This is a genomic window from Curtobacterium sp. Leaf154 (assembly GCF_001424595.1).
GTDB lineage: Bacteria > Actinomycetota > Actinomycetes > Actinomycetales > Microbacteriaceae > Curtobacterium > Curtobacterium poinsettiae.
Map to the genome: position 1 here is coordinate 463,987 of NZ_LMOS01000001.1, position 17,276 is coordinate 481,262.

The following is a 17,276-nucleotide window of genomic DNA, read 5'->3' on the forward strand; positions in this document are numbered from 1 at the left end:
CAGCCACGCCCGTCACGGGCGCGGCCGCTCCTCCGATACGGGCGCGGCTGCGCGTCCGTCACGGACGGGGCTTCTTCTCCTGCTCCGGCAGGCGGCCGGCGGCGGCCTCGGCGGCGAACCAGGCACGAGCCTCGTCCTGTCGGGCCTGCTCGGCGCCGAGCGCGATCGGCGCACGGACGTGGCCCGGCTCGTAGCCGAAGGTCTCGAGCAGTTGCGGCACGATCGGACGCACCCGGGCGACGAGCCGGTCGACGTACGCCGACACCGCACGGGCACGCTGCGCCGACAGCCGGCCGTGCAGCAGGTACCAGTCCAGGTGCTGCTCGAGCAGGCCGAGCGCGAACAGGTCCCGCAGCCAGACGAGCACGCGGCGGGTGTCGCCCTCGGTCACCTCGTCGAGCGCCTCGGTGAAGGCGTCCCACTGCATGAGTTCGGCGTGCGCCTTGGACGCCTCGATGAGCTCGTGCTGCGAGCGGTTGAGCAGTCTGGCCGCGCGGGCGCGGTCCTTGCCGGCCGACGCCAGGCGCATCCCGATCTCGGCGACCATGGTGTCGACCCGACCGGCGAGCAGTTCGCGCTGCGTCCGGGGGTCCTGCAGGTCGGCGACGCTCGCGGCCAGCGAGCCGCGGTCGGCCACGGTCTGGCCGAGCCGACGGATGCCCGACGCGTCGGCGAGCTTCGACGCGGCGACGGCCGCCACGAACTTCGCGGTGGACGCCGGGTCCTTCGGGGCCTTCGCGCGGAACTCGGTGAGCAGGCGCTTGCCGACGAGCTGCAGCAGCACGGTGTTGTCGCCCTCGAACGTCACGTAGACGTCGAGGTCGGCGCGGAGCCCGGTCAGACGGTTCTCGGCGAGGAACCCGGTACCGCCGCAGGCCTCACGGGCTTCCTGCAGGGTGTCGAGCGCCGACCAGGTCGACATCGACTTGAACGCGGCCGCCTGGGTCTCCAGGTCCTCGCGTCGCTCCGGGGTGTCCTTCCGCCCGCTGAAGACGTCGTCGAAGGTGCGCAGGAGCTTCTCGTGCGCGAACGACTGCGCGAACACCGTCGCCAGGCGCGGGATCAGACGACGCTGGTGTCGGCCGTAGTCGAGCAGGACGCCCTCGGTGCCGTCGCCGGTCGGGAACTGGCGGCGCTGCATCGCGTAGGTCAGGGCGATCTGCAGCGCGATCTTCTGCGCGACGACCGCGGCGCCGTCGAGCGACACCCGTCCCTGCACCAGGGTGCCGAGCATCGTGAAGAACCGGCGGCCGGGCGAGGCGATCGGTGACGAGTAGGTGCCGTCCGCGGCGACGTCGCCGTAGCGGTTCAGCAGGTTCGTGCGGGGGACCCGGACGTGGTCGAACGCGAGCCGGCCGTTGTCGATGCCGTTCAGGCCGCCCTTCGGCCCGTCGTCCTCACCGCTCACACCGGGCAGGAACGCCCCCTCGACGTCGCGGAGCGGCACGTAGAACGCGTGCACGCCGTGGTCGACACCCGCGGTCACGAGCTTCGCGAACACGACGGCGGCGTGCCCGTGCAGGGCCGCGTTGCCGATGTAGTCCTTCCACGCGCCACGGAACGGCGTGTGGATCTCGAACTCCTGGGTCGCGGGGTCGTAGGTGGCGGTCGTGGCGATGCTCTGGACGTCCGAGCCGTGGCCGGTCTCGGTCATCGCGAAGCAGCCGGGGACCTCGAACGAGACGATGCCCGGCAGGAACTCGCGGTGGTTCGCCTCGGTGCCCAGGTGGTGCACGGCGGAGCCGAACAGTCCCCACTGCACCCCGGCCTTGATCTGCATCGACGGGTCGGCGACGACGAGTTCCTCGAATGCCGCGATGTTGCCGCCGTGGTTGTCCTGGCCGCCGAACTCGGCGGGGTAGGGGCGCTGGATGGCACCGGCGTCGACCAGGGTGCGGAGCTGCTCGAGCACGCGTGCCCGGTGCTCGGGGATCGGCTGGCCCTCGATCTTCTGCATCGCGGGGTCGAGCGCCAGGCGGCGGGAGATCCGGCGGTCCTCGGCCCAGCGTCCGAGCAGGAGCTCCTGCACCAGTTCGACGTCGATGTGGACATCGGTGTCGGTGCCGGCGGTCGGGGTGCCCGCTGCCGGGTCGCCGGCGGCGTCGGCGTTCGGCGCGGCGTTCTTCGCGTCGACGTCCGGCGCGGTGTCGCTGCCGCTGGCGGGGGTGGTGCGCTGGGCGGGTGCGGTGTCGACCATGGGCGGAGTCCTCCTGAACTGCGGTGTCCGTGTTGCACCGTCCACGCTAGACACCCCTGCCGACAGTGGCGGGAACGCCGTGCGGGCCGCACAACCCCGTGTCGTCGGTGCCGTCACGGCGTCGTGGGAACCCTCCAAAGAGATGAGGCGTGTTCGACGATTCGGCGCGCCCGGCCGCCCGGGGGCAGACTTGCCGCCATGTCACGTACCACCCCCGCGGACCGCGAAGCCCGTCCCGGACGCACCTTCTTCGGGCAACCGTTCGAGCTGTCGACACCGTTCGCGGTGGAGCTCTGGGAGCGGTTCTCGTTCTACGGGATGCAGGGCCGACCCCGACCCCGGCCACCCCGGGGATGAGCGCGAGGGCGATGTGCCCGAGCATCACGACGATCGCGCTGCCGAACAGGGTGCGGTCCGCGCCGATCAGCCGGTCGGCGATCCACGCCCCGATGATCGTGAACAGGTAGACCGCGCCGCCGTAGGCACCCATGATGCCGGTGGCGATGCCCTTGTCGATCCCCAGACCGCCCTGCGTCAGGGAGTAGTACATGTAGATGAGGACGATGCCTCGTGCTGATCGCGCTCGGCTCCGGCGGGCTCAAGGCCACCGCCACCACGATCGTCGGCGGTCTGTACAGCCGCGAGGACCCCCGACGCGACGCCGGCTTCTCGCTCTACTACCTCGGCGTGAACCTCGGCGCGTTCTTCGGGCCGCTGCTCACCGGGCTGCTGCAGAGCTCGCTCGGCTTCCACTGGGGCTTCGGCCTGGCCGCGGTCGGCATGGCCGCCGGCCTGGTGCAGTACGCGATCCGGCGGAGGAAGCTGCCCGAGGTGGTCCGGCACGTCGCCAACCCCGTCGACCGTCGCCGGCTGCCCCTCATCGGAGCGGGCGTCGTCGTCGCACTCATCGTCATCGTCGTCGCCGTGCTGACCGGCCTGCTGAACGTCGGCAACCTGCCCACCGTCGTCGTGGTCGTCGTCGTGCTGGCCACCATCGGGTACTTCGTCGTCATCCTGTCGAGCGGCATCACCCGCGACGAGCGGTCGCGCGTCTTCGCGTTCATCCCGCTGTTCATCGGCAGCGCCGTGTTCTGGTCGCTGTACCAGCAGCAGTTCACCGTCGTGACGGTCTACTCCGACCAGCGGCTCGACCGCTCCCTGTTCGGCTGGGAGATGCCGGTGTCCTGGGTGCAGTCGATCAACCCGATCTTCATCATCGTGCTGTCCGGCGTCTTCGCGGCCCTGTGGACCAAGCTCGGCGACCGCCAGCCGTCCACCCCGACGAAGTTCGCGCTCGGCACCGGGATCATGGGGCTCGCGTTCCTGCTGTTCCTGCCGTTCGTCGGCTCGGGCGAGAACGGCACGCCACTGCTCGCACTCGTCGGCATCCTGCTGGTGTTCACCCTCGCCGAACTGCTGCTCTCGCCCGTCGGTCAGTCCGTCGCCACGAAGCTCGCGCCGCCGAAGTTCCAGACCCAGATGGTCGCGCTGTTCTTCCTGTCGGTGTCGCTCGGCACCGCCGTCACCGGGGTGCTGTCCCGGTACTACGACCCGTCGAACGAAGCCCCGTACTTCACGATCCTCGGCCTGGTCGCCGTCGCGGTGGGCGTGGTCCTGCTGATCCTGGCCAAGCCGGTGCTGCGGCTCATGCGCGGCATCCGGTAACCTGAGCGCAGCCACACGCCGAAGCAACCAAGGAGTCACCACCCATGCTCGAACTCATCGCAGGGATCATCATCGGCGTCGGCGTCCTCGGCGGCGTCGGGTGCTGCATGGCCGTCGCAGCCATGATGAAGAGCGGCTCCGAAGAGTACTGAGTCCCTGACCCGGACTACTCGCCGCTGTCGGTCGTGACCGGCACCAGCTGACGACTCAGGACGGTCGCGCGCTCGAAGGGGCCGCGGCCGTCCTTCGTGTACACGGGCTCCTCGAACGCGACAGTCCACGTGCGCTGTGTCCCGCCGATCTGGCTCCCACCGGGAGCCACGATCACCCCGATCGGCTCGTCGGCCCACTGCTCGCCACCCTTATCGGTATCGATGACCTGCACGAGGGCACCGATGCCGAGACCGGCAGCGTCGTCGGGGCGGGGACTGGGGGAGCGGCGGCGTCCGAACACGCCATCACCGTAGCGTCGGGCGGTCAAGGAACGTCTGTACGGCGCCTGCCGACACGCTGACGGCCCCGCTGCCGGGTGGTCAGGACACCCCGCCGTGCGAGCGCCGAGCGGTCGCAGACCGTCGGCGACGCGGCCTCCATCCGACGGTTTGTGACCAGCGCGCGAAGGTGAGCGGGGTGTTGTGACCTGCCCACCAGCGGCCGGGAGGTGCGTGGCGGGCCCGCGCCGCGCCTCCAGACCGTCATCGTGGCCCCAGGACACCCCGCCGGGTGGTCAGGACACCCCGTCGGCATCGCGGCGATTGGTCACCAACTGTCGGCGACGCGGCCTCCATCCGACGGTTTGTGACCAGCGCGCGAAGGTGAGCGGGGTGTTGTGACCTGCGCACCAGCGGCCGGGAGGTGCGTGGCGGGCCCGCGCCGCGCCTCCAGACCGTCATCGTGACCCCAGGACACCCCGCCGGGTGGTCAGGACACCCCGTCGGCATCGCGTCGGGTGGTCACGAAGTGTCGGCGGTGGCGCAGCGAGGCGTCACTTCGTGACCAGCGCGCGAAGGTGAGCGGGGTGTTGCGACCGGCGGGATGACGGCCGGGAGGCGCGTGGCGGGCCCGCGCCGCGCCTCCGGGCCACTGTTGGGCGCGTCCAGAGCGCGGCCCGGGTGGTCAGGACACCCCGCCTGGAGCGCGTCGGCCGGTCACGAAGTGTCGGCTGCGGCGCCGCCAGGCGACGGTTCGTGACCACTCGGCCAACCTGAGCGGGGTGTTGCGACCACCCCGCGGCCACCCCGCGGCCAGCCCGCGACCACCCCGCGACCACCCCCGCCCGCGTCAGACGGCTGCCGGCTCCACCCGGGCGATCTCGGTGATGGACGAGTGGCCCGTCTCGGGGTGCTTCCGCATCGACAGCAGCCGCTCCATCGACGGTTCGAGCGCCGTGACCTTGTCGAGCGGCGCGCTCACGACGAGCTGGAACCCGAGCCGGAGCCACGCGGTGACGGCACGGCCGGCGAACTCCGAGTCCGCCTTGATGAACGCCTCGTCGAGGAACACCGGCGCGAACCGGGGCCGGGGACGGGTCTCGTCACCGAGCTGGTAGCGCAGCGCGGCGCCGACGATGAACGCCACGAGCTCCTGCGTCTCACCACCGGACTTGTCACCGAGCGACGAGTACACGCCGAGGTCGTTGCCGTCGGTGTCGTACCGGACCGCCGTGATCTCCATGTGCCGCCGGACGTCGAGCACCGCGTCGCGCTGGGTGGTGCGGCCACGGGCGGCGTCCGGGTCGGGCCGGATGACGGCCATGAAGCGCCGGAGCCGTCGGAACCGGGTCTCGAGCACGTCGTCGGTCAGCTCGGTGTCGACCGAGGCGGACAGGGCGCGGAGCTCGCGGCGGAACGCGGTGACGTCCTCGCGGGTGACCCGGCGGATCTGGATCTTCAGGCGGTCCCGGTTCGCGCCGAACGGCAGCTCCCGCAGGATCTCGTTGACCGGCTCGAGGCGCTCCTCGATCTCGACGACGGCGCGGTCGAAGGCGCCGGCGAGCGGGACGAGGTCCTCGCCGCTCCACTGCGACAGGCGCCGACGCCATTCGCTCCGACGCGCGTGCAGGCCGGTCGCCACGATCTGTTCGAGGATCGCGTGGTAATCGGGGTACGACGCGACGCCGGTGCCGAGGTTCGGGTCGGGCCAGGCATCCTGGTACCGCTGGAACGTCAGCGTCAACGAGGTCGAGGCCGCCGCAGCGCCGTCGAGGGCCTGGGAGAGCCGCTCCTCGAGCCGACGCTTCAGCCGTCGCGTGGCGTCGTCGAACCCGTCGACGCCGTCCGGCGCACCGATCTCCTCGAAGGTCTCCTCGAGCAGGCGGGCCTGCTGGTCGTCCGGCAGCGAACCGGGCGAGGACTCGAAGCGCTCCAGGATCTCGGCGGCGGCGTCCTGGCCGTCGACGAGCACCGCGTGGCGCTCCTCGAGCCGCTGCACGGACAGCCGTGCGGCGGAGCGGCGGTCGGCAGCCTCGTCCAGCGACTTGCGCAGCCGGGCGACCGAGGCCCGGAGCGTCCGGAGGCCGTCGTCGGCGGCGAGCAGTGCCTGCCGTTCCTCGTCGAGCCGGGCGAGGGAGGCGCCCAACCCGTCGACGTCGATCGCGGCCCACGTGGCGTCGACCACGTGCTGGTGGGCGGCGCGGAGCACGTCGAGCGCGGTGAGGTCCTGTGCGACGTCGGTGCGGCGTGCCTCGAGCGTCGCGAGGTCCTGCGCTATCGAGGCGAGCTCCTGCTCGACCGCGGCGACGCGGGCCTCGTTCGTGAACCCGATGACGTTCGACTGCCGGCGGTCACCGTGCGCGCCACGACGGCCGTCGCGCAGCTGCCCGGACTCGGTGACCCGGCGGCCACCACCGCCCAGGTCCGATGCCGAGGCGACACAGCGGGCATCGGTGCGGTCCGACTCGATCCGCTCGCGCACCCACGTGCTGAACGGCGACGGCTTGATCGCGAGCTTGCCGGAGACCATGGCCGGGTCGCCGTCGAGGTCCAGGTGCGGGCCGGTCGGCACACCCTCGAACTGCACGCGGACGGGCAGGCGAAGTGCGTCGATCGCCTCGCTGAAGTCGCCGAGGCGGTCCTGGTCGACGAGCAGCGTGCGGGCGACGGGCGCCAGGACGGACTCGATGGCCGTGCGCCAGCGCTCCTCGCCGGGCAGCACGTCGAGCAGTTCCGCCACGAAGGGCAGCTCGGCCGGGTCGATGCCGGCGGCACGCGCCATCGCGAGCCGGGCCTCGTGCATCGGCAGCGGCATGGCGCCCTGCCGGTGCTCGAGCGACTGGCGCTCCTGGCGCAGGGAACGTTCGCGGTCGAGGAGCGGGTACTCCTCGCGGGTCAGGGCGTCGCGCCGCTCGTCGAGCGCGGTGCGGGCGTCGGCGTACGACCCGAGGAACTCGTGCGAGCTGCGCTGCGCGGCAGTGAAGTCGGCCTCGGTCGCGACGGACGTGCCCAGCACGGCGGTCCGTTCGTCGAACGTCGCCCGGGTCCGGACGACCCCGTCGCGCTCCCGGGTGAGCCGCTCGATGCGGTCCTCGAGCTGGGCGAGCGCGTTGCCGCCCTGGTCGCGGAGTCGGGCCTCGGCGTCGCGCAGCTCGATCTCGACGGCGGCGTGCCGGGCTTCAGCCGCGGCGACCTCGGCGCGCGATGCCGTGCGCTCGCGGGCGTTGCGGGACACCTCGGCGTCGAGCAGATCGCGCTTCCGCGAGGCCGTCCAGTGCGCGAACGGCGACACCTCGGCACCGGTCGCGATGCCGTCCAGGGCCGCTGCGGCCTCGGTCGCGCGCGAGATCTCGTCGTGCAGGTCGGTGATGGGGGAGAGGATGCGGACCTTGCGCTCCTCGGTGTCCATCGCCTCGTACGCCTCGTCGAGGGCGGAGAAGTGCGCGAGCGCCCGGTCGGCCGCCTCGTACGTGCCGGGGGTCTCGAGCACGAGCGACTTGTACAGCGCGTCGACCGTCGGCAGGTGCTGGCCGGCCTGGATCCGCGCGAGCAGGCGCATCGCCCGGTTGCCGCCACCGGAGTCACCGATGCCGAGCCGCGTCTGCAGCGTGTACGCGAGCTCCTGGTAGGTGTCGCGGATGACGAGCCCCGGCACGCGGCCGGTCAGCTCAAGGTGGTGGAACCGCGACGGCACGAACTCCTCGAGCCGGCGCAGGTCGAAGGTGTCGTCGACCGTCGCCATGGTCATCTGGATGTCACCGACCCCGCGGGCACGCTTCGGCACGATGTACGCACGCAGCACCGTGAAGCGCCGCTCGTCGTCGTTCCGGAACGTGACCGCCGCGGCGCCCCAGGTGGTCTGGTCGTCGCCGCGCAGGTTCACGTCGCGCAGGCTGCCGGTCTCCGGGTCGCGCCGGGTGTCGACCTTGCCGCGCAGGTACGTGAGCAGGTTGCGCTGGTCAGCGCTGCGGGCGCGGCCGGTGGTGGCGTCGTTCGAGGCGCCGTTGAACGGCACGTCGGACGGCATCATCACGGCCAGGTAGGCGTCCATCAGCGTGGACTTGCCGGTGCCCGAGGCACCGGAGATGAGCGTCGCCGTGCCGGACAGTTCGACCTGCCGGTGGCCGTGGAACCCACCCCAGTTGACGACCTGCATCGACTCGGCGCGCCACTGCGCGACCGTGTCGAAGAGCGCCGGGATCTCGAACGTGTCGGTCACGCTTCCGTCTCGCCTTCGTCGTCGGTGTCGGTCTCGGCTTCGCCGTCTGCCGGGAGGCCCGGGTCGTCCCCGTCGGTCGGCTCGCCGCCCGGGGCGGTCGCCTCGTCCTGTGCGGTGGTGGTCCGCAACCAGGCGTCCAGTTCGAGCAAGCGCTCCAGGGGGAGCAGCACCTCGACGACGCTCGCCACCCGGAAGCGGTCCGGGTCTGACGTGCGGATCAGGATGCGCGCCGTCACGAGGCGCTCGATCGCCTTCGCGACCCGGCCCTCGTCGCGGGTGCGGTCCGTCGCGGTCGCCGGACGGAAGCCCGCCACGTGCCCGAGGATCTCGGAGCGGTCGACGACGACCTGGTCCGGGCCCGGTCGGGCGTCGGCGCGCAGACGCATCCGCAGGTAGACGAGGACGATCGTCTCCTCGCGGGTGTACGGCAGGTCGCGGAGCAGGGTCGGGAACGTGCGGCGCTGGCTCTCCGACCGGGCCTGGCGCTTCCAGGCGACCTCGCGGTCACGGTCGACGTGCAGCTCGAGGAACAGGTCGTTCAGGCGCGACCGCAGCTGGTACTCGGCGTCGAGCACGGCACGCCACTCGTCGGGGTGCGTGCGGGAGCTGACGTACGAGTGCCGGAGCAGCGCCACCAGGGCGCGCCGCTGGTGCTCGTCGAGCCGGCCCTCGTCGCCCTCGAAGAGGGCGAAGCTGGACTCGTCACGCTCGTCGTCCTGCATCACGGATGCGGGGTCGTCGTAGGGGACCGTGTCGTCGACCGGTGCCGGCGTCGTGTCGCTCACCGTGCCTCCTGTGCGTTCTCGTCGTGTGCGTCGCCGACCGGAGTGCGCTCGTCGTCGAGCGCAGCGGTGGGCATCTGGAAGGTGATCGCGGTGCCGTCGGGACGCACCGTCCGGTGCTCGGCGACGTGGGCGGCCGACTCGAAGTCCTCGTGCCCCGTCAGCAGGTGCGCGAGGCCGAACAGCTCGACCGGCCGGCGCTGCTCGGGTGGCAGCCCGTGGAACGCGTCGACGCTGGAGTCGGCCTCGGCGAAGCGCAGCGCCGCGCGCAGCTCGGTCAGCAGCGGCCCGCCGTGCTTGCGGAGCATCTCGACGTCGAGGTCCTCGAAGACGTCGTCGTCGGGCTCCTCGATCGGCGGCGGTACGGACTCGGCGTCCGGATCGTAGAAGCGCTCGCGCAGCGTGCCGACCTCGGCGGCCGCAGGCAGGAGCGGCAGCGGGATCCGGTCACGCGCGCCGCCCTGGTCCATCAGGGTGGCGAGGCCGCGGTTGATCGAGCGGAGCACGGCGTCGAGTTCGCGGTCGCGCACCACGTCGTGGGCGACGATCTGGTCGCGGAGCGTGGCGGTGAGCTGACGGCGCTGGGCGAGCACGTCCTCGATGCCCTGGCGCAGGATCGTCACGGTGTTGCGGAAGGCTCGACGCTCGCCGGCTCCGAGGCCCTGCGCGAACGGGTGCGCCAGGATCGTCGCGATGTCGTCCCGGAGCCGCAGGAGCAGGGCATCGTCGCGCAGGAGCTCGAAGGCACCCTCGAAGGCACGGCCCTCGGGTGTTGCCTCCATCAGGTTGTCGGTGCGGGCCAGGTAGTCGTCGAGGATCTCGCCGATCGGGCGGACCTCTTGCCGGAAGTCTTCGACGATCGAGCGGTGCATCGTCGCGACCGCCTCTTCCACGCGCTTGAAGTCGCTCGGCAGCTGCCGGATCAGGTCGGAGATGTTGGTGTACCCGTCCCGCATCCGGTCGTCGTCCACCGCCACGACGTCGTCACCGTGCTCCAGGCGTGCACGCTCGGACTGCAGCTCGGCGATCTGGGCGTCGATCCGGCGGATCTGCACGTCGGGGTCCGGCTCGGCACGGGCCGCCCACCGGTGCACCGCGTCGACGATCATCGCCAGCCGGCTCTCGCTGATCAGGGCGCGGTCGGCCGACAGGGCGTCGACGAGGCTCAGGGCCTCGAGCGCGTGGCTCGTCAGGGAGTACTGCTCGTCGCCGTCGGGGGAGTTCGAGCGGACGAGCCACTGGGCGCCGACCCACTCGCGGCACAGGGCGCGGCCGTTCGGGCGGGCCTCCTGCTCGCCCTCGGCCTGCTCGCTGTCGGTCTGCGCGCTGGCCGCCGGCACTGCCTGGTCGCTCGCGGGCACGCGGGCACCCGCCGCCTGCAGGCGCGCGACGTGCTCCTCGACCTGCAGGTGCATGCGGTCGGCGGGGACGTACTGCACGTCGCGGTCGAAGACCGTGCGGAACACGGCGAGGACCGTGGCGCTGGTCGGCCGGGACATGAGCCGCAGGGTCGGACGGTCGAGGACCGCTCGGACCCGGGCGAACTCGAGGTCGACGTCGGTCATGCGCCCCTTCGTCCGATCGTGCTGGTGGTCTGGCCCGCGTGCTGCGGCCTGATGAGATGACAAGAGCCCGACGCTGCTGCGTCGGGCTCTTGTCAGTGGTGTTCGTGTTGCTGTGTGGGCGATACCAGACTCGAACTGATGACCTCTTCGGTGTGAACGAAGCGCGCTACCAACTGCGCCAATCGCCCCCTGCACTGTTCGTGCGGATCGATACTAGCGGAAGTCCGGCGACGCATCGAACACATCGCGCGGCCCGGGTGTGGCGCGCTGTCCGCAGGGGGTGCCGAACCGCCCCGATCCGCATGAACTCGGGGGACACGCCCGGTGAACGGGAAGGATTTTGGTGGAAGCGCCCCGGTGCGTATAGAGTTTACGTCGTCGCCGCGACAGCGGAACGACAAGTGCGGATGTGGCGCAGTGGTAGCGCATCACCTTGCCAAGGTGAGGGTCGCGAGTTCGAATCTCGTCATCCGCTCGAGTGTGGGTCTTCTCGAAGGCCCGCGACTCACCAGAGGGTATCCCACCGTTCGGGTACTCACGGAGACGTGAACCTCGATGGTGGGGTGGCCGAGAGGCTAGGCAGCGGCCTGCAAAGCCGTCCACGCGGGTTCGAATCCCGTCCCCACCTCCAGATCCACCCTCCAAGACCTTGATGGACTCCGGTCCACGCAGGGACTTGGGCGATTGGCGCAGCGGTAGCGCGCTTCCCTGACACGGAAGAGGTCACTGGTTCGATCCCAGTATCGCCCACCACCACGAAGCCCCCGGCAGGACCACCAGGTCCGGTCGGGGACTTTCTTCGTTCCAAGGGTGGCCGGATGGGCCGGTCCGCGGACCCGGCACGGATCCGGCGACGGCGACCCCGTCGGCGGTCTTCGCTGCATCGGTCCGACTCGAGCTGTTGTGCTCGTGTCGGCCCGTTGCTTCCCGACATCTGATCAGCGACTGCGTGGGTGGACCGCTCGAGTGGGGTGGGCAGGCGACCACCGGCATGGCGGTAGCGTGGAGGGACAGCACTCTCGGGGGAGCAGCATGAGCACGTACCGTCCACACCGACACCGTCCGTCCGCGGGTGTCCTCACCGGTGCAGACGCCGCCGCATTGTTCGTCGGCGTGGCAGTCTCCGCCGTCGTCTCGCGTCACACGCTCGGTCCCCGCCGTTGACAGCGGATCTGCCGCCGGACGTCATCATCGACACCAGCGCTGCTGCTGCGGTGCGCACCCCGCCGGGCCTGCGGGTGTTCGGCGCCGTGTACACACTCGTGTACACCTTCGGCGTCATCGCCTACATCGCCCTCTCCGTGTACTACGACGCGTTCGACTACCGCAGTCAGAGCGAGTCGTCCCTCCTCGCGGCCGTGTGGGTGCTCCCGTTCCCCATCGTCGCGCACCTGCTCCATTTCGTCCTGTACCGGAGCGGCCGCCAGCGCCGGCAGGCGATCGCTCGGCGAACCGCAACCCGGATCGTCTCCGAGGCAACTGGCGCCGGGTACCCACTCCTGGACGCCTGGCAGGTCGAGCGGATGCTCCTGGCGGAGGACAACGGCCCTGCCCCGTACACCGGGACAGGGAAGGAGCCCTACCAGTCCCTCCTGCGATGGGACCTCCCCACCGACGACCCGTCCTTCGTCGTCGCCGCCATCCGCAGCGGCACGCCGGAGAGCATCCGCCTCAGCGCCGCGTCGTCGTCGACCCGGAGTCACGACGCTGTCGCAGTACGTCGAACCCGAGCCGGTGTTCGGCTCCTCGGCGCGTACCGGTCGGACCTCACCGCACCGTTGGTGTCCTCACGACTCGGCGGGCAGCCCAGCGTTCCCGACGGCTTCGACTGGCCGACGTGCGCTGAACACCACGAGCCGATGCAGTTCACCGCGCAGCTCGAGCACGACGGCAGCCTCATCCTCGTCTTCATCTGCCAGGCAGACCCGGGCTCCTGCCCGTCCTGGGACCCGGACGCCGGGTGCAACGCTGCCATCGTCGTCGGTGGACGCGACCTGCACCCGGCCGGACGGCCGGCATCATCGTCCGGCACCGCCGTGATGGCCGGTGCACCGTGGCTCCTCGGCGTGCACCAGGCAGCCGCGGACGACTACTCCGACGCGTTGGCCGAGGCGCGCGCCGACGGTGTCACCGTCGCCGGCCAGTGGGGCGGGAGACCGGCGTGGATCCAGAACGACGAGACTCCGGACGGATACCGGTTCGTCGCGATGCTCGACGAGGACCCCCTCGGCGTGAACTTCGGCGGCGGATCCGCGTACGTCTTCGCCGACGGCCACGGTCACGCGAAGGTCCTCACGCAGACGTAGACCGCAAACCGCAAGATTCCGCTCCGGTCGACCGTCTCGAGCCAGCGTCACCGGCCTGCCGGTGCAGGACCTCGAGCTGCTGCACCAGACTCCCGGACCGGTCCGCGTCCCGGCGGCGCGACACCAGCGCCGCATAGGATCCGTCCGTGGGGATCTTCGACAAGTGGCGGCGGCGGAAGCCGGACGACAGCATCGACCAGACCGACTACGACATCCTCGACGAGGTCGAACCCGACGAGCAGATGATCGACGAAACGGTCACCGAGCAGATGCTGCCCGGGTTCCGCCGCTTCGACGACGTCGTCGAGACAGTCGTCGAATGGTACGAGGACGACGTACCGGACGTTGACGAGCTCCGCCGCAGCGTCCTCGCGCGCACCCGGCTCATCTGGGATGCACGCCGGCAGGAGGAGGCAACCTGGGACTGGCGCAGCAGCCAGTACGACCGTCTCCAGTTCGCCTTCGCGGAGCTCGCCCGTGACGGCTTCGTCACCGGGATGAACCTCGGCGTCGACCAGAGCGACGGGTTCCTGGAAGCGCGTGACCGGCGAACACCGGACCAGACAGCGCCCGACGGACAGCGAGAGTGGGCGTACGTGTTCTTCCATGAGCAGGACACGGACGGGCTCGCCCTGGAACGGTGCGTTCTGCGCCTCGCGTACGGGTCGTTCCGCCCAGCGCCTGACATCGACCCCGACCTGGTCGCGAAGTCGATGCTCTCCACCCGCGGTGAAGCAGCCGTCAACGAACGCTCCCAGCTCACCGCAGGGGAACGGGTCGCCAGCGTCCTCTCCGACCGAGGACTCGACATCGACTGGGACGGCACCCCCAGCAAGCGCATCGGCGTCGTCATCGACCAGTGGCGGAAACCGCTGCCGTTCACCGACCTGGACGAAGCCCGCGCGGTGGTCGCCGACGAACGCCTGCGGGTCCTCTGGCCCGGCGAGCGGGGAACCGCCGACGCGACAGCGCTTGACGAAGAGGGTGACCGCTGGCACGTCTGGGCAACCGACGAGAAAGCCGGCGCCTGGTCCGACGGCTCCTGGCACGACGACGTCGGCGACGCACTCGACCGGTTCATCAGCAACGCCCGGTCGACCCAGCGACGTCCGCTGCGCTAGCTTCGGCGAGCTCGACCAGCAGCACGCCCCCACATCGCAGCAACGCTGACGAGGACGACTGCTCCAGCGATGGTCGCCCACAGCATGCTGTCGGAGAACATGCCGACGATGAGCCACGTCACGACTGCGAACGTCACCGCGATCACCACCATCCAGTGCCACGGCCACACGTTCGCCTGCGCTCGGGCCTTCCGAGCTGCGGCCAAGGCCGCGACCTGCCAGAGGTCCTCACCATGGATCCCGTAGCGGCCGGCCCACTGCCGCTCGTTGATCCACGAAGGTCTCGGCACCCGAGGCGTCTCCGCCTGACGGTCGACGCGCGCATCCTGCGGAGCCGATGGTGCCGCCCGGCTCGGAGCCGGCAACGGCACCGGTTCGTCACGCGGCAACGAAGACCCGCCGTACATCCATTCACCACCGAGCAGGAACGACCGGCCTGGCTCGTCTGCTGTCGCTGCCCGGTGGAAGTCGGACACCCGACCCTCAGCGGTCCGTCGAGGGTCGTCCCATTGGTCCGCGTCAGCGAGGACGTCGGCGACGTACCGGCTGAGTTCCGTTTCATCGCCCCACGACGCCGTGACCAGCTCGTCGAGCCGCAGTCGGATGACGGGGTTCGTCGTCCGCTCCGCCACCGAGGTGACATCCGAGAGGAACCGATTCGCGGGCTCAGCGAACTCCGGCCACACGGCGACCACCGCTGGCAGCCGCGTTCGGAACGCCTCAGCAGCGGTGGGCCAGGGCACGACGACATCGGTGAGGCCCGGGCTCTCGTCTTCACCAGCTGCAAGCGCTGCGAGGAGCCGGTCAGCGTGCGCTGCAAACCAGGGTTCGGGAACGAGCCCCATCCACAGGAACGGCAGGAGCCACTGCACTTCCCACTCACCGGTGACCGCGTCCAGGTCGACCTCGCCGGCGCGGACAGCCGGGTCGTCTCCCGCCGTCGTCGACGAAGCGGCCAGCACGTTCAGCGTCACGGAGTTCCCCACGAACCGACCCTATCGACCGGTCGGACGTGGCCGTCGCCACCTCAGACGAACTCGAGTACATCCCCCGGCACCGGCGCCGACACCCCTCTTTCCCGTTGACAGTCCCGACGGGCGCTGGTCGTGGTCCGGCTAGGCCCCGGCGTCGTCGACGACGTCCGCTGCTGTCGGCTCTGCCGTCGTCCTGGTGCGGTCGAGCCGCCACCGTGCGATCGCCGCGGCGATGCCGGCGGCTACGGACGCGATGAGCGGCCACGTCGAGAGGTCGTCCCCATCGTTCATGACGAGGAAGAGCGCGAGGCAGGCTGCCGCGAGCGCGCCGGCGTGCAGGGAGTGTGCGATGGCGTGGACGAGGCGGCTCCGGACTCGCATCAGGGCTCGACTGAGTCCGTGGGAGAAGGGGATGGAGGCGATGCCGCCGATGGCTGCTCCGATGCCGGTGAAGATGAGCGAGGCCGGCACGAAGAGGGAGAGGGCGATGGGGTTCCACCACGCGACGGCGATGACGGTGGCGACCGGCGCGGTGAGGAGCGTCATCCACAACCAGCTCTTGACGATGAGCTCGGTGGTCTCTGCGGAAGTCCACTGTTTCATGCCACCCATCATGCGTCGCGGTCGCTGACGATTCGTCAACGCCATGTCGATCGAGGCCGAACAGTGAGGGTTTCGACACGCTTGATCCGAGGCTGCACCACCCCGTGGACACCGCAGACACACCGGCGAAGGGATGGCCGATCGTGGACGAGGCAGAGCGTCACGCAGTCACGAGGAATGATCGTGAGCGTTGGCGGTCCGGCCCGTGGTCGGCCAAGGTGAGCACGTGACCGCCCCGTCGACGACCACTGCCCCTCGGCTCGCGCCGCTGTACGCCGCGGGCTTCGTGACCGCCTTCGGGGCAAACAGCATCGCCGCAGCGGTCGGCGGCGAGCACCTCGAACTCGGTCTGACGCTGGCGTGGCTCGGGCTCTTCCTGGCGCTCTACGACGTCGCCGAACTCGTCCTCAAGCCGGTCTTCGGCGCACTGTCCGACCGCATCGGGCCGCGACCGGTGATCGTCGGCGGACTCGTCGTGTTCGCAGCGGCCTCACTCATCGGCGTCTTCGGGACCGGACCGTTCTGGCTCGGCCTCGCGCGTCTGCTGCAGGGCGCCGGCGCCTCCGCGTTCTCGCCGGCATCGTCCGCCGCGGTCGCCCGTCTCGTGCCGGCGAACCGTCGGGGGACGTACTTCGGTCGGTACGGCTCGTGGAAGGGTCTCGGCTACGCCGGGGGACCGGTCATCGGTGCACTCGTGGTGCAGTTCGGCAGTACGCAGTGGGTCTTCGGGATCCTCGTCGTGATGGCCCTGGTGACCGCGGTGGCGGTGTTCGTCGCCGTCGAGCCGATCGTGCCCCTGCCCCGGCAGCGGGCCACGCTCGCCGCGATGGTCCGAGCGGCCACGGACCGCCAGTTCCTGATCCCGGTCGTCGTGCTGGCCGTCGGCAGCGCTGCGATCGGCGCGCTGACCGGGATGCTCCCGGCGCTCGGCACCGATGTCGGCATCCCGCTCCTGGTGTCGACGCTCGCGGTCGCCGTCCTCGCGGTCACGTCGTCGCTCGTGCAGCCCGTCGCCGGTCGACTGCACGACGCCGGGCGCCTCGGTACCGGGGTCGCGGGTGCGGTCGGGACGGCCGCGGTTGCCGCGGCCTTCCTGGTTGTCGCCGTCGCACCCTCGGCGGTGGCCGTCTTCATCGCGGCGCTGTTCGCCGGGGCCGGTGTCGCCACGCTGACACCCGTCGCGTTCGCGCACCTCGCCGGGACGACTCCGCCGGATCGGCTCGGTCGCACCATGGGCTCAGCGGAGCTCGGGCGCGAGACCGGGGACGCCGTCGGACCGCTCGTCGTCGGTGGTGTCGGCAGCGCGATCGGGCTGCCGTTCGGGTTCGCGGCCTTCGCGGTGGTGGCGCTGGTCGGGTCGCTCGTGGCATCGCGGTTGCCGTCGAAGACCGACTCGGCACAGGACGCGTAGGG

Annotated in this window: 10 protein-coding genes, 4 tRNA genes and 1 pseudogene; 7 read left to right on the forward strand and 8 right to left on the reverse strand. The window is 70.9% G+C overall.

Annotation, left to right across the window (positions count from 1 at the left end; all coding sequences use genetic code 11):
• Positions 1–58 precede the first annotated feature (58 nt).
• Complete coding sequence (locus ASF75_RS02190) at positions 59–2,197, reverse strand: acyl-CoA dehydrogenase (protein WP_056068563.1); 2,139 nt, start codon at positions 2,195–2,197, stop codon at positions 59–61.
• Between the two features lie 198 nt (positions 2,198–2,395).
• Here ASF75_RS02190 and ASF75_RS02195 point away from each other — a divergent pair.
• Positions 2,396–3,862 (forward strand): annotated as a pseudogene (locus ASF75_RS02195) (peptide MFS transporter).
• A 166-nt stretch (positions 3,863–4,028) separates the two neighbouring features.
• On the opposite strand, the gene ASF75_RS02200 reads toward ASF75_RS02195, so the two are convergent.
• From ASF75_RS02200 to ASF75_RS02220, 5 genes are all read right to left on the reverse strand, one after another.
• Complete coding sequence (locus ASF75_RS02200) at positions 4,029–4,316, reverse strand: hypothetical protein (RefSeq protein ID WP_017887425.1); 288 nt, start codon at positions 4,314–4,316, stop codon at positions 4,029–4,031.
• Positions 4,317–5,143: 827 nt separating this feature from the next.
• A complete protein-coding gene (locus ASF75_RS02205) occupies positions 5,144–8,512 on the reverse strand; it encodes an ATP-binding protein (RefSeq protein ID WP_056068569.1) in 3,369 nt (1,122 codons plus the stop codon).
• Positions 8,509–9,297 (reverse strand): DUF4194 domain-containing protein, encoded by a 789-nt coding sequence (locus ASF75_RS02210; protein ID WP_017887423.1) that lies wholly within the window; start codon positions 9,295–9,297, stop codon positions 8,509–8,511. The genes ASF75_RS02205 and ASF75_RS02210 overlap by 4 nt, the downstream gene beginning before the upstream one ends.
• Positions 9,294–10,859, reverse strand: coding sequence for a DUF3375 family protein (locus tag ASF75_RS02215; RefSeq protein WP_056068571.1), 1,566 nt, complete (start codon positions 10,857–10,859; stop codon positions 9,294–9,296). The genes ASF75_RS02210 and ASF75_RS02215 overlap by 4 nt, the downstream gene beginning before the upstream one ends.
• 115 nt (positions 10,860–10,974) lie before the next feature.
• A tRNA-Val gene (locus ASF75_RS02220) sits at positions 10,975–11,047 on the reverse strand.
• Positions 11,048–11,262: 215 nt separating this feature from the next.
• Here ASF75_RS02220 and ASF75_RS02225 point away from each other — a divergent pair.
• The 5 genes from ASF75_RS02225 to ASF75_RS02245 all read left to right on the forward strand — a co-directional run bounded on the left by ASF75_RS02225 (position 11,263) and on the right by ASF75_RS02245 (position 14,286).
• Positions 11,263–11,334: transfer RNA gene (locus tag ASF75_RS02225), tRNA-Gly, on the forward strand.
• Between the two features lie 82 nt (positions 11,335–11,416).
• A tRNA-Cys gene (locus ASF75_RS02230) sits at positions 11,417–11,490 on the forward strand.
• A gap of 47 nt (positions 11,491–11,537) precedes the next feature.
• Positions 11,538–11,612 (forward strand) — tRNA-Val (locus ASF75_RS02235).
• Between the two features lie 407 nt (positions 11,613–12,019).
• On the forward strand, positions 12,020–13,165 hold the full coding sequence (locus ASF75_RS02240; RefSeq protein WP_140448040.1) for a DUF1963 domain-containing protein: 1,146 nt from the start codon (positions 12,020–12,022) through the stop codon (positions 13,163–13,165).
• A 146-nt stretch (positions 13,166–13,311) separates the two neighbouring features.
• The gene (locus ASF75_RS02245) at positions 13,312–14,286 is read left to right on the forward strand and encodes a DUF6891 domain-containing protein (RefSeq protein ID WP_056068573.1); all 975 of its coding nucleotides are present in this window, start codon (positions 13,312–13,314) and stop codon (positions 14,284–14,286) included.
• On the opposite strand, the gene ASF75_RS02250 is transcribed toward ASF75_RS02245, so the two are convergent.
• Positions 14,283–15,272, reverse strand: coding sequence for a hypothetical protein (locus ASF75_RS02250; RefSeq protein ID WP_056068575.1), 990 nt, complete (start codon positions 15,270–15,272; stop codon positions 14,283–14,285). The genes ASF75_RS02245 and ASF75_RS02250 overlap by 4 nt on opposite strands.
• Before the next feature lie 129 nt (positions 15,273–15,401).
• On the reverse strand, positions 15,402–15,863 hold the full coding sequence (locus tag ASF75_RS02255) for a hypothetical protein (RefSeq protein ID WP_156463746.1): 462 nt from the start codon (positions 15,861–15,863) through the stop codon (positions 15,402–15,404).
• A gap of 226 nt (positions 15,864–16,089) precedes the next feature.
• Between ASF75_RS02255 and ASF75_RS02260 the strand changes: the two genes are divergently transcribed.
• Positions 16,090–17,274: an MFS transporter gene (locus tag ASF75_RS02260; RefSeq protein WP_235517482.1), complete on the forward strand. Its 1,185-nt coding sequence runs from the start codon at positions 16,090–16,092 to the stop codon at positions 17,272–17,274.
• The last annotated feature ends 2 nt before the right edge of the window (positions 17,275–17,276 follow it).

Bases quoted from the DNA above. Each gene is read 5' to 3' on its own strand.
- ASF75_RS02190 (WP_056068563.1), bottom strand. From the start codon at position 2,197: ATGGTCGACACCGCACCCGCCCAGCGCACCACCCCCGCCAGCGGCAGC.
- ASF75_RS02215 (WP_056068571.1), bottom strand. From the start codon at position 10,859: ATGACCGACGTCGACCTCGAGTTCGCCCGGGTCCGAGCGGTCCTCGAC.
- ASF75_RS02255 (WP_156463746.1), bottom strand. From the start codon at position 15,863: ATGAAACAGTGGACTTCCGCAGAGACCACCGAGCTCATCGTCAAGAGC.